Origin of the sequence: Methylorubrum sp. Q1 (assembly GCF_004683995.1) — a bacterium.
Taxonomy (GTDB): Bacteria; Pseudomonadota; Alphaproteobacteria; order Rhizobiales; family Beijerinckiaceae; genus Methylobacterium.
In genome coordinates this window covers 92,628-113,051 of record NZ_SRHQ01000012.1, presented here as the reverse complement: position 1 = coordinate 113,051, position 20,424 = coordinate 92,628, and the positions used below count along the sequence as shown (strand labels likewise).

General features: G+C 70.5%; 23 protein-coding genes. 12 read left to right on the top strand and 11 right to left on the bottom strand.

The genetic code is table 11. The features are described 5' to 3' along the window. Positions 1–65: 65 nt before the first annotated feature. Together E4V01_RS13395 and E4V01_RS13390 are read left to right on the top strand one after the other, a co-directional pair. Complete coding sequence (locus E4V01_RS13395) at positions 66–533, top strand: peroxiredoxin (protein ID WP_135298674.1); 468 nt, start codon at positions 66–68, stop codon at positions 531–533. 174 nt (positions 534–707) lie between these two features. Beyond that, positions 708–1,883, top strand: coding sequence for a M23 family metallopeptidase (locus E4V01_RS13390; protein ID WP_135298673.1), 1,176 nt, complete (start codon positions 708–710; stop codon positions 1,881–1,883). Between the two features lie 41 nt (positions 1,884–1,924). On the opposite strand, the gene prfB is transcribed toward E4V01_RS13390, so the two are convergent. Continuing rightward, positions 1,925–3,053 (bottom strand): peptide chain release factor 2 gene (prfB, locus tag E4V01_RS13385; protein ID WP_135298672.1). Its coding sequence is split into 2 segments (ribosomal slippage): positions 1,925–2,983 and positions 2,985–3,053, totalling 1,128 coding nucleotides; the frame shifts between segments, so codons are not numbered across the junction. A gap of 76 nt (positions 3,054–3,129) precedes the next feature. On the opposite strand from prfB, the gene E4V01_RS13380 reads away from it, so the two are divergent. Continuing rightward, positions 3,130–3,624, top strand: a complete 495-nt coding sequence (locus tag E4V01_RS13380; protein WP_135298671.1) for a DUF2809 domain-containing protein — start codon at positions 3,130–3,132, stop codon at positions 3,622–3,624. Between the two features lie 146 nt (positions 3,625–3,770). Here the strand turns inward: E4V01_RS13380 and E4V01_RS13375 are convergent, their stop codons facing one another. The 4 genes from E4V01_RS13375 to E4V01_RS13360 all read right to left on the bottom strand — a co-directional run bounded on the left by E4V01_RS13375 (position 3,771) and on the right by E4V01_RS13360 (position 8,006). Further along, positions 3,771–5,474 carry a lysine--tRNA ligase gene (locus E4V01_RS13375; protein ID WP_135298670.1) on the bottom strand — a complete coding sequence of 568 codons (1,704 nt, stop codon included), beginning with the start codon at positions 5,472–5,474 and terminating at the stop codon, positions 3,771–3,773. A gap of 153 nt (positions 5,475–5,627) precedes the next feature. After that, entirely contained in the window at positions 5,628–6,557 is a 930-nt protein-coding gene (locus E4V01_RS13370) for an AEC family transporter (RefSeq protein WP_135298669.1), read from the bottom strand. Positions 6,558–6,666: 109 nt separating this feature from the next. Beyond that, positions 6,667–6,972, bottom strand: coding sequence for a 50S ribosomal protein L28 (rpmB, locus tag E4V01_RS13365; protein WP_060770378.1), 306 nt, complete (start codon positions 6,970–6,972; stop codon positions 6,667–6,669). Positions 6,973–7,157: 185 nt separating this feature from the next. Beyond that, positions 7,158–8,006: a tetratricopeptide repeat protein gene (locus tag E4V01_RS13360; protein ID WP_060770377.1), complete on the bottom strand. Its 849-nt coding sequence runs from the start codon at positions 8,004–8,006 to the stop codon at positions 7,158–7,160. A gap of 97 nt (positions 8,007–8,103) precedes the next feature. On the opposite strand from E4V01_RS13360, the gene E4V01_RS13355 reads away from it, so the two are divergent. Beyond that, positions 8,104–9,513: a M17 family metallopeptidase gene (locus E4V01_RS13355; RefSeq protein WP_135298668.1), complete on the top strand. Its 1,410-nt coding sequence runs from the start codon at positions 8,104–8,106 to the stop codon at positions 9,511–9,513. Positions 9,514–9,575: 62 nt separating this feature from the next. On the opposite strand, the gene E4V01_RS13350 is transcribed toward E4V01_RS13355, so the two are convergent. Together E4V01_RS13350 and E4V01_RS26630 are read right to left on the bottom strand one after the other, a co-directional pair. Continuing rightward, complete coding sequence (locus E4V01_RS13350) at positions 9,576–9,818, bottom strand: hypothetical protein (RefSeq protein ID WP_135298667.1); 243 nt, start codon at positions 9,816–9,818, stop codon at positions 9,576–9,578. A gap of 127 nt (positions 9,819–9,945) precedes the next feature. Continuing rightward, the gene (locus E4V01_RS26630) at positions 9,946–10,767 is read right to left on the bottom strand and encodes a cold-shock protein (RefSeq protein WP_135298666.1); all 822 of its coding nucleotides are present in this window, start codon (positions 10,765–10,767) and stop codon (positions 9,946–9,948) included. A gap of 382 nt (positions 10,768–11,149) precedes the next feature. On the opposite strand from E4V01_RS26630, the gene E4V01_RS13340 reads away from it, so the two are divergent. After that, positions 11,150–11,626: a response regulator gene (locus tag E4V01_RS13340; protein ID WP_060770374.1), complete on the top strand. Its 477-nt coding sequence runs from the start codon at positions 11,150–11,152 to the stop codon at positions 11,624–11,626. Between the two features lie 16 nt (positions 11,627–11,642). Here E4V01_RS13340 and E4V01_RS13335 read toward each other — a convergent pair whose 3' ends face one another. Then, positions 11,643–12,590 carry a metallophosphoesterase gene (locus tag E4V01_RS13335; protein WP_135298665.1) on the bottom strand — a complete coding sequence of 316 codons (948 nt, stop codon included), beginning with the start codon at positions 12,588–12,590 and terminating at the stop codon, positions 11,643–11,645. Positions 12,591–12,855: 265 nt separating this feature from the next. Here E4V01_RS13335 and E4V01_RS13330 point away from each other — a divergent pair, with 265 nt between their 5' ends. Genes E4V01_RS13330 through lpxK form a run of 3 tightly spaced genes read left to right on the top strand, consistent with a single transcriptional unit; the run spans position 12,856 to position 15,900 of the window. Then, the gene (locus tag E4V01_RS13330; RefSeq protein WP_060770372.1) at positions 12,856–13,605 is read left to right on the top strand and encodes a lysophospholipid acyltransferase family protein; all 750 of its coding nucleotides are present in this window, start codon (positions 12,856–12,858) and stop codon (positions 13,603–13,605) included. Next, complete coding sequence (locus E4V01_RS13325) at positions 13,602–14,906, top strand: 3-deoxy-D-manno-octulosonic acid transferase (RefSeq protein WP_060770371.1); 1,305 nt, start codon at positions 13,602–13,604, stop codon at positions 14,904–14,906. The genes E4V01_RS13330 and E4V01_RS13325 overlap by 4 nt, the downstream gene beginning before the upstream one ends. Positions 14,907–14,913: 7 nt before the next feature. Beyond that, positions 14,914–15,900 (top strand): tetraacyldisaccharide 4'-kinase, encoded by a 987-nt coding sequence (gene lpxK, locus E4V01_RS13320; protein WP_135298664.1) that lies wholly within the window; start codon positions 14,914–14,916, stop codon positions 15,898–15,900. A gap of 61 nt (positions 15,901–15,961) precedes the next feature. Here the strand turns inward: lpxK and E4V01_RS13315 are convergent, their stop codons facing one another. Together E4V01_RS13315 and E4V01_RS13310 are read right to left on the bottom strand one after the other, a co-directional pair. After that, positions 15,962–16,387, bottom strand: coding sequence for a hypothetical protein (locus E4V01_RS13315; RefSeq protein ID WP_135298663.1), 426 nt, complete (start codon positions 16,385–16,387; stop codon positions 15,962–15,964). Further along, positions 16,384–16,608, bottom strand: a complete 225-nt coding sequence (locus tag E4V01_RS13310) for a DUF2093 domain-containing protein (protein WP_060770368.1) — start codon at positions 16,606–16,608, stop codon at positions 16,384–16,386. Before E4V01_RS13310 ends, E4V01_RS13315 begins: the two co-directional genes overlap by 4 nt. A 144-nt stretch (positions 16,609–16,752) precedes the next feature. Between E4V01_RS13310 and cdd the strand changes: the two genes are divergently transcribed. Genes cdd through deoA form a run of 4 tightly spaced genes read left to right on the top strand, consistent with a single transcriptional unit; the run spans position 16,753 to position 20,046 of the window. Then, positions 16,753–17,166: a cytidine deaminase gene (gene cdd / locus E4V01_RS13305; RefSeq protein ID WP_135298662.1), complete on the top strand. Its 414-nt coding sequence runs from the start codon at positions 16,753–16,755 to the stop codon at positions 17,164–17,166. Then, the gene (locus E4V01_RS13300; protein ID WP_135298661.1) at positions 17,156–17,968 is read left to right on the top strand and encodes a purine-nucleoside phosphorylase; all 813 of its coding nucleotides are present in this window, start codon (positions 17,156–17,158) and stop codon (positions 17,966–17,968) included. Before cdd ends, E4V01_RS13300 begins: the two co-directional genes overlap by 11 nt. 9 nt (positions 17,969–17,977) lie before the next feature. Beyond that, complete coding sequence (deoC, locus tag E4V01_RS13295) at positions 17,978–18,739, top strand: deoxyribose-phosphate aldolase (protein WP_135298660.1); 762 nt, start codon at positions 17,978–17,980, stop codon at positions 18,737–18,739. After that, complete coding sequence (gene deoA, locus E4V01_RS13290; RefSeq protein WP_135298659.1) at positions 18,736–20,046, top strand: thymidine phosphorylase; 1,311 nt, start codon at positions 18,736–18,738, stop codon at positions 20,044–20,046. Before deoC ends, deoA begins: the two co-directional genes overlap by 4 nt. 31 nt (positions 20,047–20,077) lie before the next feature. Here the strand turns inward: deoA and E4V01_RS13285 are convergent, their stop codons facing one another. Next, positions 20,078–20,404, bottom strand: coding sequence for a hypothetical protein (locus tag E4V01_RS13285; protein WP_060770363.1), 327 nt, complete (start codon positions 20,402–20,404; stop codon positions 20,078–20,080). Positions 20,405–20,424 lie beyond the last annotated feature (20 nt).

The window sequence follows — 20,424 nt, the reverse complement described above, 5'->3', positions numbered from 1 at the left end:
GGCGTCCCGGTAGGTCTGCGTGCATGGGATCAGGCACACCATCAATCGGCCGAAAGGAAGGCGAGATGCCGCTAGAGACCGGCAATGCCGCGCCCCTGTTCTCGTTACCCGGGGCGGGCGGCGAGACCATCTCTCTTGAGAGCCTGCGCGGTCACAAGATCGTGCTTTATTTCTACCCCAAGGACGATACGAGCGGTTGCACCCTCGAGGCGCAGAACTTCAACGCCCAGAGCGAGGCCTTCGCGGCAGCCGGTGCCAAGGTGGTCGGTGTCTCGCCGGATTCCGTCAAGAGCCACGATAAGTTCAGGGCGAAGTATGGCCTGACCTTCCCGCTCGCCTCCGACGAAGCGAAATCGATGCTGGAGACTTACGGTGTCTGGGTCGAGAAGAGCATGTACGGCCGCAAATACATGGGCGTGGAGCGCACGACCGTGCTCATCGACCGCGAGGGACGGATCGCGCGGATCTGGCACAAGGTGAAGGTGCCGGGCCATGTCGAGGAGGTTCTGGAAGCCGTCAAAGCCCTGGCCTGACGACGGATCGCACGCTGGCATCATCCCGAAAGACGGTCTGCGGCTTTCGGGATGATGCAATCTCCTGAACCGGCGTCTCGTGTCTCGATGCGGGCAGCCGATCGCTAACAAATGCGAGGCTTCCTTAACCTTAATCGTCTGTGATCGGGCCCGTCTCCGAACGTCCGACGTGCCATGCCATCGACTGCTCAGGCCCGCCGCAGCGCTGGCCTTTCCCCTCTCTCCCAGCGCCGTCTCGTCCTGGCGCTCGGCCTCGGTCTCGCCGTCTCGACGCTCTGGGCGGCTGCCGCGAGCTATTACCTCGTCTTCCACGACGAGATGCTGGCCCGCTTCGTCTCGCGCCAGAGCGCGATGCAGTTCACCTACGAGGAACGGATCGGCACCCTTCAACGCGCCCTCGACCGCGCGGCGGCCGAGCGCAACGCGGAGCGCGGCAGCGTCGAGAGCCGGCTTTCCGCCCTGACCGAGCGGCAGGCCCTGATCGAGAAGCGCCAGGGGCTGCTCTCCGGTCTGGGTGGGGCCGCAGCACCCATCGATTTGCCGCCGCCCGCGCCGATCCCGGTCGCGGAGCCCGCGGCGCGTGTCCAGAAGCCGTTCCCGACACCGGAATTGCGCATGGGCGGCGAGGACCGGGCCGAGGCCGCCGGCCGCGTCTCGTCCGCGCGCCTGTCGCGCCTGGAGGATGCGCTCCATCGTGTCGCCGAGGCGCAGTCGCGGGCTGCAGCCGGCATCGCCCTTCAGGCCGGGCGCAGCGCCGAACGCTTCCGCGACCTGATCGCCCGCACGGGTCTGTCACCGGCCCGGTTCGATCCGCCTCCGGGCGGCGTCGGCGGCCCTCTCGTTTCCCTTGGGCCCGATGCCTTCGCACAGGCGCTGGCCGAGGCCCGGCGCCAGATCGAGGAGGAGACGCATCTGCGCCGGGTGACCGCCGCCCTCCCCTTCCGCCAGCCGCTTCCGGGCGCGATCGCCCTCACCAGCAGCTTCGGGGCCCGGCTCGACCCTTTCACCCGCGGCTACGCGCTCCATACGGGGGTGGACATGCGCGCCGAGACCGGCGCCCCCGTCCGGGCCACCGCCGCCGGGCGGATCACGGCGGCCGAATATGCCGGCGGCTACGGCAACATGGTCGAGGTCGATCACGGCCGCGGCCTCGTCACACGCTACGCGCACCTGTCCGGCACCGCGGTCTCGGTCGGCCAGCGGATCGAGGCGGGGAGTGTCGTGGGATTCGCGGGCTCGACCGGCCGCTCCACCGGCAGCCACTTGCATTACGAGACCCGCATCGACGGCGATCCGGTCGATCCGCAGCGGTTCCTGAAGGCCGGGGCACAATTCGTCTTCGCGGATTGAAGCCGGATGTCCCCTCCCCGCGAGGGGAGGAGACAGGGGAGTCAGTCGATATCCGCGACGTCTTCGCTGCCGCCGAACACGCGTTGGGCCAGCGAGGCTTCCATGAACGGGTCGAGGTCGCCGTCGAGCACCTCGTCCGGATCGGTCGATTGCGTGCCCGTGCGCAGATCCTTCACGAGCTGGTACGGCTGAAGCACGTAGGATCGGATCTGGTGGCCCCAGCCGATCTCCGTCTTCGAGGCCGCCTCGGCGTTGGCCTTCTCCTCGCGCTTCTTCAGCTCGGCTTCGTAGAGCCGGGCGCGCAGCATGTTCCAGGCGGTGGCCCGGTTCTTGTGCTGAGAGCGCTCCTGCTGACAGGCCACGACGATGCCGGTCGGGTTGTGCGTGATGCGCACCGCCGAATCGGTCGTGTTGACGTGCTGGCCGCCCGCGCCCGACGACCGGTAGGTGTCGATGCGGCAGTCCGATTCCTTGATCTCGATCTCGATCCGGTCATCGACGACCGGATAGACCCAGACGCTCGCGAAGCTGGTGTGCCGCCGCGCGTTGGAATCGTAGGGCGAGATCCGCACGAGCCGGTGCACGCCGGACTCGGTCTTGAGCCAGCCATAGGCGTTGTGGCCCTTGATCAGGAGCGTGGCGCCCTTGATCCCGGCCTCTTCGCCGTCGGTCATCTCGACGATCTCGACCTTGAACTTCCGGCGCTCGGCCCAGCGGGCATACATGCGCTGGAGCATGTTGGCCCAATCCTGGCTCTCGGTGCCGCCCGCGCCCGCATGGACTTCGAGATAGGTGTCGAAGCCGTCGGCCTCGCCCGAGAGCAGGGTCTCGACCTGCCGGCTCGCGGCTTCCTTCTCGACCGCCTTGATCGTGGCCTCGCCCTCGCTGATGGAGGCTTGGTCGCCCTCCATCTCGCCGAGTTCGATCAGCGTCGCGCCGTCCTCGAGATCGCGTTCGAGCTTCTTGATCGCGGTGACGGCCTCGTCGAGCTCCTGGCGCTCGCGCATGACCTTCTGTGCGGCCTCCGGATCGTTCCAGAGGTCGGGATTCTCGGAAGCTGCGTTCAGCTCCGCGAGACGTTTATCGACGGTGTCCCAGTCAAAGATGCCTCCTCAGCAGCCCTATAGACTGCTTGGCGGCATCCGAGGCCTGTTCGATCTCGGCGCGCATCTGGTGTGAAACTCGACTATCGGTGTGGCCTGGGGTGATACCGGGCGCGTTCCGCGCTGTAAACCGCCGGACCGCGATGCCGAGCCTCCGATCCCGCCGCCCTCTCCTCTTCGCCGCCGTCCTGCTCGTGATCGCGGCGGGCGTCGGCGTGCGCTATCTGCCGCTCGGCCTGCCTCGGGAGATCGTGAAGTACGGAGGCTCGGTCCTGTGGGGCGCGATGGTCTACGGGCTCGTCGCCCTCGGCCGGCCCTCCGCCCCGGTCCTGCGGCTGGCGGCGGTCGCCCTGATCGTCGCCGTGCTGGTCGAGCTGTTCCGCCTCGTCCATACGCCGGGGCTCGACGCGTTTCGCTTGACGCTGGCGGGGCAGTTGCTGCTCGGCCGCCTCTTCTCACCATGGAACGTCGCGGCCTATGCCGCCGGCATCGGGCTTGGGGCGGCGCTTGATCGGAGCACACGGCGGCTCGACGGGCGGCGGAAGGTTGCCGATGCGCTGGCGATGCCGGGCGCCGCGGAGATCGATTTTGAGCCGCCTGGCGCGAAGTTCGGTCGCCGGCCGGCCGATTTCTCGTGATGTGAAGTGGCCAGCGATGAACCGGCCGGCGTGGTTCAGCCCCCTGACAAGGTCCGCACCACCGGCCGGTTCGGCGCGATCAGGGCAGCGAGAACGCCGAGGATGCCTGCCAACGCCCCCATCCTCCGCATCGGCCCCGCCCCGGCTCAGGCCGCCGCAGCCTTGCGGCTCTCGAGGAAGGCCGCGTGCTCGGCCACCAGCGCGCCGCTCAGCGCTTTCTCGATCAGCGCCCGGGTGCCCGCCACGCCGTAGAGCGCGATGAACGAGCCGAAGCGCGGCCCCTGCGCCTCGCCGAACAGCACGTTGTAGATCGAGGCGAACCACGTCTTCGAGACGCCGGGCCGCCCGTCCGGGCTCTTGGCCTTGCCCGACAGGTCGGGGAAGTGGCGCCGGCCGACCTCGTAGACGATCGCCTGCAGCGCCTCCGGATCGGTCGAGCCCTCGTGCTCCTTGAGCGTGTCCGCGAGGTCGCGCAGGGCCGCGGCCTCTTCTTCGGTGGGCGCGCGGTACTGCTTCTGCGGGCGCACGAAGTCCCGGTAATAGGCGAGCGCGCGCGTCACGAGGCCGGCGAGCCGCGGATGCGTCTCCGGCCCGACATTCGGCGCGTAGCGGCGGATGAAGCCCCACAGCACCGCCTCGTTCTCGGCATTGGCCACCGCCACGAGGTTGAGGAGCATGCCGAAGGAGAGCGTGGTGCCGGCCTCGTCGATGGTCTCGACGGCCGGCGGCGCGCCCGCGTGCAGGTGCCAGACCGGGTTGCCGAGCCGGTGCTTCGCCTCCTGGCCGGCGAAACGGCCGAGAAAGTTGTCGTACTCGTCGACGTGGCGCGGGATCACGTCGAAGAACAGCCGCTTGGCCTCGCGCGGCTTGTTGTACATGAACAACGCGAGCGACTCAGGCGTGGCGTAGGTCAGCCACTCGTCGATGGTCAGGCCGTTGCCCTTCGACTTCGAGATCTTCTGGCCCTTCTCGTCGAGGAAGAGTTCGTAGTTGAACCCCTCCGGCGGCTCGGCGCCGAGGGCGCGCGCGATCTGGCCCGAGAGCTTGACCGAATCGATCAGGTCCTTGCCGGCCATCTCGTAATCGACGCCCAGCGCCACCCAGCGCATCGCCCAGTCGGGCTTCCATTGCAGCTTGACGTGACCGCCGGTCACCGGCGTCTCGTAGGCCTCGTTCGTTGCCGGATCGCGCCAGACGATGGTGCCGGCGCTTGGGCGTACCTCGTCGATGGCCACCTGCATCACGTGGCCGGTGACGGGGTGGATCGGCAGGAACGGCGAGTAGCTCGCCGAGCGCTCGGCCCGCAGCGACGGCAGCATGATCGCCATCACCGCCTCGTAGCGCTCCAGGACGAGGCGGAGCGTGTCGTCGAAGAGGCCGGCCTTGTAGCACGCGGTGGCGGAGCGGAACTCGTAGTCGAAGCCGAAGGCGTCGAGGAAGCGGCGGAGTTCCGCGTTGTTGTGGGCGCCGAAGCTGTCATGCGTGCCGAATGGATCGGGGACCTGGGTCAGCGGGAGATTCAGGGCCTCGGCCAGCCGCTCGCGGTTCGGCACGTTGTCCGGAACCTTGCGCAGGCCGTCCATGTCGTCGGAGAAGGCGATCAGCCGGGTCGGCACCGCGTCCTTGGTCAGCACCCGGAAGGCGTGGCGTACCATGGAGGTGCGGGCGACCTCGCCGAAGGTGCCGATATGCGGCAGGCCCGAGGGGCCATAGCCGGTCTCGAACAGAACCTCGCTCTTGGGCTTGCGCTCCAACCGGGCCACGAGCTTGCGCGCCTCCTCGAACGGCCAGGCGGCGGCGGAGGCGGCAGCCTCCAGAATGTCGGGGTCGAGGCGGAGGGGCGCGGACATCACAAGCAAGCTTTTCGGGGTCTGGACAAGCGCCGCGCCGGCCGTTCGGGCCGGGGCGCAAGAGCGGGCAACCTATGGAGCGAGGGGGCCGGGGTCAACGCAGCCATCCTATGCGACGACCCGAGATCCCGCTTGAGAACGAAGTCCGAAAAACTATCCGCGCCCGAGCAGTAGCAGCCAGCCGACCGTGGTCGCGGTGGCGGCCAGCGTCGAGACCAGCTCGGCGGCGGCGACCAAGCCCTGCTCGCTCTTGTAGCGCACGGCCAGCAGGTAGGCGTTGATGCCCACCGGCATCGCCGCGAACAGCACGGCGACGCCGGCATAGGCCGGCGGCATGGTGAAGACGTGGAAGGCGAGCACGTAGACCGCGAACGGGTGCAGGCCGAGCTTCAAGGCGGCGACAATGCTCGCGCCGCGCAGGTCGTGCAGCACCTTGTAGCGGGTGAGGCCGGCTCCCAGCGCGATCAGCGCGCAGGTCGAGGCGGTGCCGGCCAGCGAATCGACCAGCGCCTTGGGGATGCCCGAAAAGGAGAGGCCGGCCGCCTTCATCGCCATGCCGACGGCGAGCGCCACGAAGATTGGATTCTTGCCGAGCGCGAGGCCGAGCGCCTTCAGCCGCTGGCCCAGGGGGCGCCCGCCCTCCGATTCGATCAGGAAGGTCGCCGCGCCCATCATCAAGGGTAGGTGGACGGCGAGCAGCATGAAGAGCGGGAAAGCGCCCGATTCGCCGTAGGCCTGGAGAATCATCGGCACGCCGACGAAGACGGTGTTCGATTGGCTTGCGGCAAAGCCGTGCAGCACGGCCCCGCGCCGGTCCACGCCCTCGGTGCGGCGCCCGATCAGCGAGCCGGTGGCCCAGGCGATGGCGGCCCCGCCGAAATAGCTCGCCCAGTAGCCCCAGGCGATCTCGCCCGATAGGCCCGGCCGCGTCAGCGTCGAGACGATGAGGGCCGGCACCGCCAGGGCGAAGACGTATTCGGACAGTCCGTCGCCGACGCGCTCCGAGATGATCTTGGAGAGCGAGGCCAGCCAGCCGACCAGCACGAGGCCGAAGATCGGGATGATGAGGGTGAGCGCCGTCATCGGCAGCGTGTGCCTTGTCGAACGGAAAAGGCCACCGGGCGCGCGCTGCGCATCCGGTGGCCTCCCGATTCACTTGAGAAGAAGCTCAGGCCCCTCGGGCCAGAGGGCATTACGCGGCGGCGGGCGTCGCGGTCTCGGCGATCTTCTTCTCGATGTCGCGCTTCAGCAGGCGGGCCGTCTGCGACAGCTCGATTTCGCGGGCCTTCACGAGGAAGGCGTCGAGGCCGCCACGATGCTCGACCGAGCGGAGCGCGTGGGCGGTCACCCGCAAGCGGACGCGGCGGTTGAGGGTGTCCGACTGCAGCGTGACATTGCAGAGGTTCGGCAGGAACCGGCACTTGGTCTTCCGGTTCGAGTGGCTCACGAGGTGACCGACCTGAACGGCCTTGCCCGTGAGTTCGCAGCGACGCGACATCGTTACAGTCCTGTCAACGTTAGGCCGGGTCTCGGCGCTGAAGCGTTTCGGCAATGCCACACGGCTCTTGCGCCGAGGGCGTCGAACCCTCGCGACAATCGATACCGGCGGAGTCCTATGGAAGTGGCGAGCCTATAGGGGAGATGAGCCGGTTTCGTCAAGGTCGACGGGCCAAGATCCCGGCTTTACTGGATCGCCGTCCGTGCGAGCTGCCGGCCCGGAGCCGCATTGCCGGCCTGGGCCGTCTTCGGTGCCGCGCGGCGGGCTGCCATGGCGCGCATCTCACGCATGTTGGCCGCCGCTTCCGCTGGGCCGAGATCCTGGGCCAGCACTTGCTCCGCCTCGTCGTAGCGGCCTTTGAGGCCGAGCACCAGGGCGAGGTTCTGGCGCACGCGGGCATCGGCCTTCGGCTGGGCCACGGCGAGGCGCAGGGTCGTCTCGGCCTCGTCGAGGCGGCGGGAGAGTGCGTAGGACAGGCCGAGATTCGACAGGATCCGCGGCTCGTTTGGCGCGATCTTGAGGGCGGTGTCGTAGAGGTTCTGAGCCCGGGCGTGATCGCCGGTCTCGTCGGCCACCATCCCCTGCGCCGAGAGCACACGCCAATCGGGCTGGGCCGGGCTGTGGGCGTTCTGAAGGACTTCGTTGGCCTCCTGGTAGCGGCCGGCATCGGCGAGGCTCTTGCCGTAGGCGGCGAGCACGACCTTGTCCTTCGGGTTGCGCAGGGCGACCTGCTGCAGCACCGCGACGGCTTGTGATTTCTGGTCGGTCGCCCGCAGGGCCGCGGCGTAGCGCATGGCGGCGCGCACGTCGTTCGGGTCCGCGTTGTAGCGCGCGGCCAGGGCATCGATTTCGGCGCGGGGCGAGCGTTCGGCACGGTTCGCGCCCAGCAGGCTGAGGCCGCCGATCGAGCCGGTCGTCTCGGGCGAGCGGCTCTGGCACCCGGCCAGCCCGAGGCCGACGAGGGCCAGGGCGAGCACACGGCGTGTCCGGACCATTCCAGGCTGGCTCGGAGCCGCGCTGCAAATGCCGGTCATGGTGTCCTCTCCTCCCAATGCCACGGCGGGCGCTTGCGCCGTACCGATGGCGGGGTGATAGAGCGTTAACCCTAATGGCCGGTTAAGCTTATTTTCCATGACCTCACCTCTGTCGCAGCACGGCCCATCCCTTCTCGATGCAGGCGCGGATGCAGTCCCGATTCTCTGCGTGACGGAGGCCGGATGGGGCGCCGTCGCGGCGGGATTGCCGCCGCTCCAGCGCAGCTTCGCAGACGCCACCGGCTTTGCCCCCAAGGCCGGCCGCGTCGCCCTCCTGCCCGGAGAGAACGGCGGACTCGGCCGCGTGCTTTTCGGCCTGGGCGATGCGAAAGCAGGCGGTCGCGACCGCTTTCTCGCCGGCAAGCTACCGGGCGCCCTGCCCCCCGGCGATTACCGCTTCGAGCCGTGCGACGATCTCGATCAAAGGGAGGCGGCGCTGGCGTGGCGGCTCGGCAGCTACCGGTTCGAGCGCTACCGCAAGCCGGGCGAGCCGCGCCCGCGCCTCGTTGCCCCGGACGGAATCGACGCGGCGGCGATCGAGCGGCTCGCGGCTGCGGTCGCGGCCGGGCGCGACCTCGTCAACACCCCGGCGAACGATCTCGGACCGGCCGAAGTCGAGGCCGCCGTGCGGGCTCTGGGCGAGCGGTTCGGCGCGGCGGTCTGCGTGACCGTCGGCGCGGATCTCGAGAAAGAATTTCCTCTCGTCCACGCCGTCGGCGTCGCCTCGCCGCGGGCGCCCCGCCTCATCGATCTGACCTGGGGGGCCGAGGACGCGCCGCGGGTGACGCTGGTGGGCAAGGGCGTCGTGTTCGACACCGGCGGGCTCGACATCAAGCCGTCCTCCAACATGCTGCTGATGAAGAAGGATATGGGCGGCGCCGCCGTGGCCCTGGCGGCGGCCGAGATGATCATGGGCGCCGGCCTGCCCGTGCGGCTGCGGCTGATCGTGCCGAGCGTCGAGAACGCCATTGCCGGCGATGCCTTCCGGCCCGGCGACGTGATCCGCTCCCGTGCCGGCCTTACCGTCGAGATCGGCAACACCGACGCGGAGGGACGCCTGATCCTCGCCGACGCGCTGGCGCTGGCCGATGTCGAGGAGCCGGACCTCATCCTGGATTTCGCGACGCTGACTGGCGCCGCCCGCGTGGCGCTGGGCCCCGATCTGCCGGCCTTCTTCACCGAGGACGAGGGGCTGGCGAATGCGGTCGCGGAAGCGGGCCTGCGCGTCAACGATCCGGTGTGGCGCCTGCCGCTGCACCCACCCTATGCGAGCCTGCTCGATTCGAAGGTCGCCGACCTCAACAACGCGCCGGGCGGCGGGTTTGCCGGGGCGATCACCGCCGCCCTGTTCCTGCGCCGCTTCGTGCGCCGGACCAAGGCGCACGTGCATTTCGACCTCTACGGCTGGAACCCCTCGACCAAGCCCGGTCGGCCGGAGGGCGGGGAGGTCCAGACCGCCCGCCTCGCCTACGCCCTGGTGGCCGAGCGGTACGGCCGCGACGTCTGACGGCCTTCACGCGACGGCGATCGCCGGTTCGGCCCTGTTCCGCGATTGCGGGCGCTCGCTGATCAGCGGCGCCCGCCCGGATGCGGGGGCGCCGGCAATCGTCGCTCCTGAACCCGCGCTACGCTCTGCGGAAGCTCCTCCTCCGGCTTGGCCGCACCCGGTGCCCCCGCTACGGACGGAGCCCGGTCGCCGCGTTCGAACGCCCAACCCGCATTCACACCGGCGTAGAAGCCGGAGAAATCCTCCGCTGCGGCGGGTGCCGCGCACAGGAGGAGCAGGCTGAGTGCGCTGGCACTCCGACGCATCGCGTTCTCCCTCATCGTCGTCGCTGGCCGAAGCCCGTCGTGACCGCCAACCCGACAAACGAAAACGGCGGCCCTGAGGCCGCCGCTTCGTAAGCTGTCGTTCGGGCCGGCACGCGGCCCGCGTCGATCAATATTCGACGGTGATGCTCGAGGCCTCGCGGCCCTTCTGGCCCTCGACGACGCCGAGGGTGACCTGCTGGCCTTCGGCCAGCGAGTCGAGGCCGGCGCGGGAGAGTGCCGAACGGTGCACGAACACGTCCTTGCCGCCGTCGTTCACCGAGACGAAACCGAAGCCCTTGGCCGGGTCGTACCACTTCACGGTGCCGGTCATCTCGACCGACGGGCCGGAGGCGAAGCGCCCACCGCCGCCGCCAGCACCCGCGCCGCCGAAGCGATCACGGCTGCCGCCGCCGAAACGGTCGCCGCCACCGCCGCCGAAGCGGTCGCCACCACCGAAGCGATCACCGCCGCCGCCGAAGCGCGGGGCTTCGCGCCGGGGCGGAGCCGCCTCGGCCGTGGAGGTATCGACGCTGTTCACGGCGGTGACCTGCGGGCCCTTCTGGCCCTGGGCGGTCTGGACCGTCAGGCGTGTGCCGGGAAGGAGGTCGTCGTGACCGGCGGCCTCGACCGCGCGGATGTGGAGAAAGGCATCGCCGGAGCCGTCGCCGAGCTCCACGAAGCCGAAGCCCTTCTCCTTGTTGAACCACTTGACCGTCGCATCACGCTCCGGTCCCGTCGGTGCAGCCGCCGCGCGGGCCGGGCCGCGGTCGAAGCCGCCGCCACCGCCGCCACCGTAACCACCGCCGCCGCCGAAGCGGTTGCCGCCGGCGCTCGCGCCGCCGAAGCGGTCACCGCCGCTCGGGGGCAGTTCGTCGGGCCACCGCGGCTCGGAACCACCCTCGTCGAAGCCGCGCTTCTGCGGCCCCCTGAAATCACGACCACGTCCCATTGAAAGCTCGCAAAAACCGTCCGCCCGCCAAGTCTCGAATACCGCGTGCGCGCTATCTCGAGACAGCCGACGCGCCGCACTATCATCCCCCCGGCTGCGGCTACCGGGAGCGATGCCTCAGGTCTGACGCAATCCCGCCCATACCGCAAGGTTCTTCTAACCGATCCGTGCTGCGGGCTCCGTATTTTCGCGGTGAAACTGCGTACGTACCCCCTTTGGGATCCCGTCCGTTCCGAATCCCGCTTGCACGCAGGGGAAGTAGAGGGGGGACGTTTCTCGCCTGTGATTCCCGCGCTCCCGGCCGCGCTTTAGGAAAATGCAAACCCAACGGGGCTAGTCTTGCCGCGAAACGCCCCGGATTCGAACCGGGCGCCGGCTGCCGATGATCGCAACTCCGACCTTCCCGGATCTCTCTGCCCTCGTCGTGGACGAGAGCCTCTACATCCGCCGCATCGTGCGCGACATGCTGATGCGCGTCGGCATCAAGCGCGTGCTGGAGGCACCCGACGGCGCGGAGGCGCTCGGCGTGCTCGCCGAGAGCAAGCCCGATCTCACGATCATCGATTGGGATTTGGCGATCCTGTCGGGCGAGGAGTTCATCCGGCTCGCCAGAACCCCGGCCACCTCGCCCTCGCCGACCGTGCCGATCATCCTCATGCTGGCCCAGCCGCGCCGCAACGTGGTCGACCGGGCGATCGCGCTGGGCGTCAACGAGATCATCTCCAAGCCGTTCTCGCCCAAGACTCTGTGGTCTCGCCTCGACGAGGTGATCAACCGGCCGCGGCCGTTCTCGCAGGTGAAGAGCCTGCTGCGTCCCCTGCCCCGGGCCAACGGCCTGTCGAAGACGGGCGTGCTCTGAACCCGACCGGGTCGGCTCAGGTGTGGCGCTGGCGCCGCCGATGGATCAGTCCGATCCGGTCCGCGGGCGGCGTCTCGATGTCGAAGCCGGACAACTCGCCGATGCCGCCCGCCTCGTCGAGACCGCGCTCGGTCACCGCGATCCGGAAGCCGTTCTCGCCCGGCGTGACCGTGTAGAGGTAGTAGGAGGCGCGCCGGTTGGTCAGCAGCGTGCGCGCCGAGGCCGAGGGCGCGCCGACCACCGGCACCGGCCGCCCGTCCGGCCCGGTGATCTGGGCCACGGTGCCGACATGGTTGTGCCCGTGCAGGATCAGGTCCGCCCCGGCCCGGCCGATCATCGCCGCGAAGGCGACCGCATCCTTCAACTCGCGTCCCGAGGCCGCCCCGCCCGGATGGGGCGGATGGTGGATCATCACCACGCGGCAGGGCCGCTCCGGCGCCAGGGCGAGGTCGCGCAGCACGCGCTCGGCCGCCTCGATCTGCGCCGGCCCGAGCCGGCCGCTCGCGACGAACGGCTTGGTCGGGATCGCCGAGGACAGCCCCACCAGGGCCAGCGGCCCACGCCGCCGCAGATAGGGGAACAGACGGCTCTGCCCGTCATCGGCCGCGGTCCAGCCGCCGCAGGCGACGAGCAGTCCCTCCAGCGAGCCGCGGACATAAGCGTCGTGATTGCCCGGCACGAAGCTCACGCGGTCCGCCGGACCCAGCGCTTCGAGAAACACCCGGGCGCTCTCCCATTCGTCCGGAAGACCGAGATTGCACAGGTCACCGGTGCAGGCGACATGGTCGACGCCCTGGCCGTGCAGGTCGGCGATGAGGGCGCCGAGCAGGTCCATGTCGTGGTGGCGGCTGCGGCCCCGGCGCCAGTTCACGTAGCCGGCCGCCCGCTTGCTGAGAAGCTGGCGCAGGCGCGGCCGCGGCAGCGGCCCGATATGGGGATCGGTGAGATGAGCAAGACGGAACATACGCCACCCCGCATCGCGGCAACGCGGGCCGGCGTCAATATCGGGCATCCCGCCGCATCGCCCCCCGGCGCTGACTTCGCTTCGTTTTCCTGGCTTCGTTTCCTTGGCTTCGTGTCCTTGGCTTCGTATTACACAGGTTAAGATCGGAGGGTGGCTCCGTTGCATCCGTCGTACGGTCGGGTCTAGACAGCCGCCGACCCCGCATGTCGGCGCGGGAGGCCGATGGTCGGTCGAGAAGCGAATCGGGACAGAGCGGTCAGAACCCATGGGCCTGATCAAGACCATCGGCCGCAAGCCGAGCGTCCAGTGGGTGCTCAGCCATCTGGCCTCGGGCTATCTCCGGCTCGTCCGGCGCACCAACCGCTTCACCCTGGAGCCGGCAGACGCCTATGCGCGGCTCGATGCGTTCGGCCCGTTCATCGCGGCCATGTGGCATGGCCAGCACATCATGATCTCGTTCATGAGCCGTCCGCAGGACCGGGTCGCCACGATCATCTCCCGCTCCCCCGACGGCAACATCAACACCATGGCCCTGACGCGGATGGGGGTGCGCGTGATGCGCGCCTCCGGCGCCCGCGGTCGCGCGGTCAAGGACGCCCGCGCCAAGGGCGGCGCCGAGGGCCTGCGGGCCATGGTCAAGGCGCTGAAGGGCGGTGAGACCGTCGCGTTTTCGGCCGATGTGCCCAAGGTCTCCCGTGTGTGCGATGCCGGCATCATCCTGCTCGCGCGCTTTTCCGGCGCGCCCATCGTTCCGGTGGCGGTGGTGACGAGCCGGCACATCCGTTTCAACTCCTGGGATCGGGCCTGCCTCGGCCTTCCCTTCGGCCGCGGTGCCATGGTGTTCGGCGAGGCGACCTTCGTCCCCCGCGAGGTCACGCCCGAGGAGGTCGATGCCCTGCGCCAGCGGGTGCAGGCGGAGCTGAACCGCGTCCACGACCGGGCCTACACCCTCGTCGGCCGGCCGGACCGGGTCGGCGGCGTGTCCGCTCCCGCATCGCAGGGCAGCCCGGCGTGAGGGTACCGAAGCTTCCTGTCGCGCTTCGCGCCTACCGCTACGGACTCTATCTCGGCGAGCCCGCCGTGGCCGGGCTGCTGGCGTGGCGCTCGCGACGGGGCAAGGAGGATCCGGTCCGGCTGTCCGAGCGCCGCGGCCTGCCCGGCCGGGCCCGGCCGGTGGGCCATCTCGTCTGGATGCACGGGGCGAGCATCGGCGAGGCGCTCTCCCTCGTCGGGCTGATCGAGGGCATGATCGCCCGCGGCTGCTCGGTTCTCGTCACCACCGGCACACGCAGCGCCGCGGACCTGCTGAGCAAGCGCCTGCCCCCCGGCGCCGTGCATCAGTACATGCCGCTCGACGCGCCGCGCTGGATCGAGCGCTTCCTCGCGCATTGGCAGCCCGATCTCGCCATCGTCGCCGAATCCGAGATCTGGCCCAACACCATCGTGTCGCTGCACCGCCGGGGCATCCCGCTCGTGCTGGTCAACGGCCGGATGTCGGAGCGCTCGTTCAAGGCCTGGACGCGCTCGCCCGACACCGCTCGGGCATTGCTGGCGCGGATCGCGGTCTGTCTCGTCCAGACCCGCGAGGACGGAGAGCGCTTCGCCCGGCTCGGTGCGCCGCGCATCAATGTCGTCGGCAATCTCAAGTACGATTCGGCGGTGCCGCCGGCCGATTCCCAGCAACTCGCCTATCTCGGCGACATGATCGGGGATCGGCCCGTCTGGGTCGCGGCCAGCACCCATTCCGGCGAGGACGAGGTCGTCGCCCGTGTCCATGCCGGCTTGAAGCAGCGCTTCCCGCGCCTGCTGACGGTGATCGTGCCGCGCCATCCGCGCCGGGGCGAGGAGGTGGCGCGGATCGCCGCCGCCGCCGGTCTGCGGGTGAGCCGGCGCGCCAAGGGCGGGCGCCCGCTGCCCTCGATCGACCTCTATGTCGCCGACACGATCGGCGAACTCGGCCTGTTCTACCGGCTCTGCCCACTGGTCTTCCTCGGCGGCTCGCTGGTGCCGCACGGAGGCCAGAACCCCATCGAGCCGGTGCGCCTGGACAGCGCGATCCTGCATGGGCCGTATGTCCAGAACTTCCACGAACCCTATGGCGCGCTCGACACCAGGGGCGGCGCGCGTCGGGTCGCGGACGAGGCGGAGCTACAGAAGGCCGTCGGCGAACTGGTCGCCGACCCGCGCGCGCTGGCGGCGATGTGGGCCGAGGGCCAGGCCGCGCTCTTGCCCTTCGAGGGCGCGGTGGCGCGCACCTTCGCGGTGCTCGAACCCTACGTCGCGCAGATGAAGCTCTCCGCCCGCGAGCGCGACTGAGGCTGCGATGCGCCCGCCCGGCTTCTGGTCCCGACCGCCCACGCATCCGTTCGCCCGGCTGCTGGCCCCCGCGGGCCGGGTCTACGGCGGCCTGACCGCGAACCGGATGGACCGGCCCGGCGCGGCACCGCCCTGCCCCGTCCTGTGCGTCGGCAACTTCACCCTCGGCGGCGCCGGCAAGACGCCGACGGCCCTCGCTCTCGTCCGCCTGCTGCGCGATCTCGGCCGAACGCCCGCCCTCCTCAGCCGGGGCTATGGCGGCCGGCTCGCCGGGCCGCTCGTTGTCGACCCCGTTCGGCACGCGGCGGCGGAGGTCGGCGACGAACCGCTGCTTCTGGCGCGGGCGGCGCCCACCATCGTCGCCCGCGACCGTCCGGCCGGCGCCCGCCTCTGCGCCGCGTCCGGGGCCGACGTGATCGTCATGGATGACGGCCTTCAGAATCCGAGCCTGACCAAGACACTCGCGCTCGCGGTGGTCGATGGCGGTGCTGGCCTCGGCAACGGCCTTCCCTTCCCCGCCGGGCCGCTGCGCGCGCCGCTGGCCCGGCAATGGCCCCATGTCGCCGGCCTCGTGCTGGTCGGCGAGGGCGCCCCCGGCGAGGCGACGGCGACGGCGGCGGAAAGCCGCGACCTGCCGGTCTACCGCGCCCATCTCGTGCCTGAAGCCGGGCCGGACTGGTCCGGTCGCCGCGTTGTCGCCTTTGCCGGGATCGGCCGTCCGCAGAAGTTCTTCGAGACGCTGAGGGGCCTGGGCGCCGAGATCGTGGCGGAGCGGGCCTTCGCCGACCATCATCCCTATCGGCCGGGGGATTGGGCGGCATTGTCGGCGCTCGCCGCGCGCGAGGGCGCCCGCCTCGTCACGACGGAGAAGGATGCGGTGCGGCTGCCGGCCGAGGCGCGCCCGGCGGTGGAGGTGCTACGGGTCGCCCTCGCTTTTGCCGATGAAGCGCGGCTCCGCCAGCAGCTCGCGGCGGCGTTCCCGCGTGGCGCCTGAGCGAGGTTCCAATCCGCCATCCCGGAGGGATCGATCGGATTTGGGATGACGCGGGCGCCGTTCAGCGGCACGGACCGAACTCGGTCCGACGCCAGCGGTACACCGTGCGCCGGCCGGCGACAGTCGTCTCGCACGGCGCGTAGCCGTGATCGGTCAGGATGGCCCGCCATGTCATCAGGTACGGGATCGGCAGCAGAAGCATCAGCGGAATGCAGGTGAGCGCCGCCGCCATGAGACGCGTGTCACCGCGCGGCGTCCCCTTCCGCCGCAGAAGCATGGCCGCGAAGGCACTGAGCCCGACAGCCCCCGGCAGTGCCGCGGGCGCGTGACTCGAGACCTCGATCAGCTCGTCGCCCGCCGAAAGACCGGTGATTATCGCGCCGAAGTCGCTGACGGCGATGAAGAAGAGGCCCGCGGCCCCGGCGAGGAAGCCGAGCCCGACAAAGTCGGTCGAGGTCGGACGACGGAAGGCCCGTCCTGCCGTCAACGCGCCGCGCCGATCTCCTTGAGGCGCTGCATCGCCGCCTCGGGGGTGGCATAGGCCTCCTGGCGATCGACGTTCCAGTAGCGCAGGGCGTCGAGGGCGATCGGCTCGCCGGTCACGGCGCAGCGGACGTAGGTGCCGGGCTTGACCACCCGCATGGTGCCGTCGCCGTACTCGACCTTGGCTTCGCCGCCGGTCGATCCCCGATCGTAGCGTCCGAGCATTGTGTGGGCTCCCGGTGCCGCGCCCGCGCGCGATGGGCCTGCCTTAGAAGCCGTGCGCGTCTCTGTCGACCGTTGCCCCCTCGACACGGCCCCTTTCCTCGGGCCAAACCGCAGGATGCACCGCGAACCGCTCAGGCCTCATCCGTGACCGAGCCCGATTTCGATGCCCTGTTCGCGGCCGCCGCCGCCGTGCGCGGACGGGCCCATGCGCCCTATTCGGGCTTCGCCGTCGGCGCCGCCTTGGTGGACGAAGCCGGCCGCGTCCATGCCGGCTGCAACGTCGAGAACGCCGCCTACCCCGTCGGCACCTGCGCCGAGGCCGGCGCCGTCGCCGCGATGATTGCGGCCGGCGGCCGGCATATCCGGGCGATCCTCGTCCTGGCCGACAGTCCCGCCCCGGTGACGCCCTGCGGCGCCTGCCGCCAGCGCATCCGCGAATTCGCGCGTCCCGACACGCCGATCCTCTCGGCCGGTCCCGACGGCGTGCGGGCGCGCTACACGCTGGAGCAATTGTTGCCCGCCTCCTTCGGCCCGGAGCATTTCGTCCATGGCGCCTGAAGACGCGGCCATCGCCCATCTGCGCGCGGAAAACTTCTCCGGCCCCTATGCCCTAGCGATCGTCACGGGGACCGGGCTCGGCGCCTTGGTCGAGGCGGTCGAGGATCGCGTCAGCCTCGATTACGAGGCGATTCCCGGCTTTCCCGCCCCCGGCGTCAGCGGCCATGGCGGGCGGCTGCATCGCGGTCGCCTGTCGGGGCGGCCTGTGCTCGTGTTCGAGGGGCGGACCCACGCCTACGAGACCGGTGACGCTGCCGCCATGCGGGTGCCGCTGGCCGCCGCGCGGGCGCTCGGCGCGGCGCGGCTTCTGCTCACCAACGCCGCCGGTTCGCTGCGCCCGGAGACCGGCCCCGGGCGCCTCGTGATGCTGGCCGACCACATCAACCTGTCCGGCCTCAATCCCCTGATCGGGGAGCCGAGCGACGCCCGCTTCGTGCCGATGACGGCGGCCTACGATCCCGGCCTGCGCGCTCACCTCGGTGCGGCAGCCGAGGCAATCGGACTGCCGCTGCATGCCGGCGTTTACGCATGGTTCTCGGGCCCGAGTTTCGAGACGCCGGCCGAGGTGCGCATGGCCGGGATTCTCGGCGCCGACCTCGTCGGCATGTCCACCGTGCCGGAGACGATCCTCGCCCGTTTCCTCGGTATGCCCGTGGCGGCGATCTCCGTGGTGACGAACCTCGCGGCGGGGATCGCGGGCGGCGACCCGCACCATGCCGAGACCAAGGCGGTCGCCGCCCGCGCCGGGGCCGATCTGGCCCGGCTCGCCGCCGGCTTCGTCGGCCGGCTGCCCGAAGTGTAGGGAACCCGGATGACCGCTTCAGCCCCCCTCCCCCCGCAGGATGCGGCCCGCGCGGCACGGCGCGCCCTCCCGCTGCTCGATCTCACCGATCTCAGCGACGCCTGCACTGCCGCTGCCGTCGAAGAGCTGTGCGGCAAGGCCCGCGCGAGCGGGGTCGCCGCCGTCTGCGTCTGGCCCCGTTTCGTTGCCGAATCGGTCCGTAGGCTTCGCGGAAGCGGCGTCCGGGTCGCCGCTGTCGTCAATTTCCCGGAAGGCGGCGAGGCGGTGGAGCGCACGGTTGCGGAGACCCGGGCCACGCTCGCGGACGGCGCCGACGAGATCGACCTCGTCCTGCCCTATCGCGCCTTGATGCGCGGCGACGCGCAGAGCGCTCTTGCGATGGTGGGGGCCGTGCGCGCGGCCTGTGCAGGCCGACTTCTCAAGGTGATCCTGGAGACCGGCGAACTCGAAGACCCGGACCTGATCGCGCAGGCGAGCCGCCTGTCGCTCGAAGCCGGTGCCGATTTCATCAAGACCTCCACCGGCAAGACGGCGGTCTCGGCGACGCTGCCGGCAGCCGAGATCATGCTGGACGCGATCCGCGCGCGCGGCGGCGACCGGCCTGCGGGGCTCAAGGTCTCGGGCGGCCTTCGCCGGGTCGAGGATGCCGCCGCGTATCTCGCGCTCGCCGACCGGATGATGGGGCCGGATTGGGTGAGCCCGAACACCTTCCGCATCGGCGCCAGCGCGCTCCGCGCCGAGCTCGTCCGCGCCGGGGAGACCGCCCGATGAGGCTCCCCCAGGAGATCATTCGCGACAAGCGCGACGGACGCGCCCTGTCGGAGGCCGACATCGCCGGCTTCATCGAGGGGCTGACGCGGGATCAGGTCACCGAGGGGCAGGCCGCCGCCTTTGCCATGGCTGTGTTCTTTCGCGGCCTTTCGCTCGACGAGCGCGTGGCGCTGACCCGCGCCATGACGCATTCGGGCACGGTGCTCGCGTGGGATCTACCTGGCCCCGTCCTCGACAAGCACTCCACGGGCGGCGTCGGCGACACCGTGAGCCTTCCGCTCGCCGCGATGGTCGCCGCCTGCGCCGGCTACGTGCCGATGATCTCCGGGCGCGGCCTCGGGCATACCGGCGGCACGCTGGACAAGCTCGCGAGCATTCCGGGCTACGACGTGATGCCGGGCCTCGACCGCTTCCGCACGGTTACGGCCGAGGCCGGCTGCGCCATCATCGGCCAGACCGCCGACCTCGCGCCGGCCGACCGGCGCCTCTACGCGATCCGCGACGTCACCGGGACGGTGGAATCGCTCGATCTCATCACCGCATCGATCCTGTCGAAGAAGTTCGCGGCGGGGCTTCAAGGGCTCGTCATGGATGTGAAGACCGGCTCCGGCGCCTTCATGGCAAGCCGCGCCGATGCGCAGGCGCTCGCCGAGAGCATCGTGACGGTCGCCAACGCGGCGGGACTTCGCACACGCGCGCTCATCACCGACATGGATGCCCCGCTGGCCTCCTGCGCCGGCAACGCGGTCGAGGTGGCCTATGCCGTCGATTACCTCACCGGTCGCGCCCGCGAACCGCGCTTCCACGCCGTGACCCTGGCACTGGCCGCCGAGATGCTGCTGATCGGGGGCCTCGCCGCGGATGTCGCGGAGGCGGAGGGGCGGCTGACGGCGGCGCTCGAATCGGGTCGGGCCTGCGAGGCCTTCGCGCGGATGGTGGCGGCGCTGGGCGGCCCCGGCGACTTCGTCGAGGCGGCAGACCGACACCTGCCCCGGGCGCCGGTCGTGCGGCCCGTGCCGGCGCTGGAAGCGGGCGTGGTGGCGTCGGTGGAGACCCGCGCCATCGGCCTCGCGGTGATCGGCCTCGGGGGCGGGCGCACCCGGCCGCAGGATGCCATCGACGCCCGCGTCGGTTTCACCGGCCTCGCGCGGCCGGGAGATCGGTTGGCACCGAACGATCCGATCGGCATCGTCCACGCTTCGGACGAGGCCGCCGCCGAGCGGGCAGCGGCATCGCTTCGGGCAGCCTATCGGATCGGTGCAACGGAGCCGGAGCCGTGTGAGGCCGTGATGGAGCGCTTGGGCTGAGCGAGCGGGTTTGAGCCCGCCTCCTCATGCCCTACCAGTGGTGGCGATGGCCCCAGTGCCGGCGATGATGGCCCCAGTGGCCGTGATGGTGATGGCGGTGGCCCCAGTGGCGGCGGTGGTGCCCCCAATGGCCGTGATGGTGGTGGCGGTGGCCCCAATGGCGGGGATGGTGACGGTGGCCGAAATGGTGGTGCTGCCATTGCACCGTCTCGACCGTCGCCTCCGAGGCGAGAGTCGCTTCCGGAGCCGGCGCGAGCGGAGCAGCGTTGGCGGTGCTCGCGCCGAACAGGCCGCCAGCCATCAGGGCGAGTGCGGCGAAAGCAAAGCGGGTTCGACGCCCCAAGGATGTATCCGACATCGTGTGACCTCCGTTCATCG

What these genes read in the sequence shown, in the direction of transcription:
- E4V01_RS13395 (WP_135298674.1), top strand. Translation starts at nt 66, where the DNA reads ATGCCGCTAGAGACCGGCAATGCCGCGCCCCTGTTCTCGTTACCCGGG.
- E4V01_RS13390 (WP_135298673.1), top strand. Translation starts at nt 708, where the DNA reads ATGCCATCGACTGCTCAGGCCCGCCGCAGCGCTGGCCTTTCCCCTCTC.
- E4V01_RS13380 (WP_135298671.1), top strand. Translation starts at nt 3,130, where the DNA reads ATGCCGAGCCTCCGATCCCGCCGCCCTCTCCTCTTCGCCGCCGTCCTG.
- E4V01_RS13375 (WP_135298670.1), bottom strand. Translation starts at nt 5,474, where the DNA reads ATGTCCGCGCCCCTCCGCCTCGACCCCGACATTCTGGAGGCTGCCGCC.
- E4V01_RS13370 (WP_135298669.1), bottom strand. Translation starts at nt 6,557, where the DNA reads ATGACGGCGCTCACCCTCATCATCCCGATCTTCGGCCTCGTGCTGGTC.
- rpmB (WP_060770378.1), bottom strand. Translation starts at nt 6,972, where the DNA reads ATGTCGCGTCGCTGCGAACTCACGGGCAAGGCCGTTCAGGTCGGTCAC.
- E4V01_RS13360 (WP_060770377.1), bottom strand. Translation starts at nt 8,006, where the DNA reads ATGACCGGCATTTGCAGCGCGGCTCCGAGCCAGCCTGGAATGGTCCGG.
- E4V01_RS13355 (WP_135298668.1), top strand. Translation starts at nt 8,104, where the DNA reads ATGACCTCACCTCTGTCGCAGCACGGCCCATCCCTTCTCGATGCAGGC.
- E4V01_RS13350 (WP_135298667.1), bottom strand. Translation starts at nt 9,818, where the DNA reads ATGCGTCGGAGTGCCAGCGCACTCAGCCTGCTCCTCCTGTGCGCGGCA.
- E4V01_RS26630 (WP_135298666.1), bottom strand. Translation starts at nt 10,767, where the DNA reads ATGGGACGTGGTCGTGATTTCAGGGGGCCGCAGAAGCGCGGCTTCGAC.
- E4V01_RS13340 (WP_060770374.1), top strand. Translation starts at nt 11,150, where the DNA reads ATGATCGCAACTCCGACCTTCCCGGATCTCTCTGCCCTCGTCGTGGAC.
- E4V01_RS13335 (WP_135298665.1), bottom strand. Translation starts at nt 12,590, where the DNA reads ATGTTCCGTCTTGCTCATCTCACCGATCCCCATATCGGGCCGCTGCCG.
- E4V01_RS13330 (WP_060770372.1), top strand. Translation starts at nt 12,856, where the DNA reads ATGGGCCTGATCAAGACCATCGGCCGCAAGCCGAGCGTCCAGTGGGTG.
- lpxK (WP_135298664.1), top strand. Translation starts at nt 14,914, where the DNA reads ATGCGCCCGCCCGGCTTCTGGTCCCGACCGCCCACGCATCCGTTCGCC.
- E4V01_RS13310 (WP_060770368.1), bottom strand. Translation starts at nt 16,608, where the DNA reads ATGCTCGGACGCTACGATCGGGGATCGACCGGCGGCGAAGCCAAGGTC.
- E4V01_RS13300 (WP_135298661.1), top strand. Translation starts at nt 17,156, where the DNA reads ATGGCGCCTGAAGACGCGGCCATCGCCCATCTGCGCGCGGAAAACTTC.
- deoC (WP_135298660.1), top strand. Translation starts at nt 17,978, where the DNA reads ATGACCGCTTCAGCCCCCCTCCCCCCGCAGGATGCGGCCCGCGCGGCA.
- deoA (WP_135298659.1), top strand. Translation starts at nt 18,736, where the DNA reads ATGAGGCTCCCCCAGGAGATCATTCGCGACAAGCGCGACGGACGCGCC.
- E4V01_RS13285 (WP_060770363.1), bottom strand. Translation starts at nt 20,404, where the DNA reads ATGTCGGATACATCCTTGGGGCGTCGAACCCGCTTTGCTTTCGCCGCA.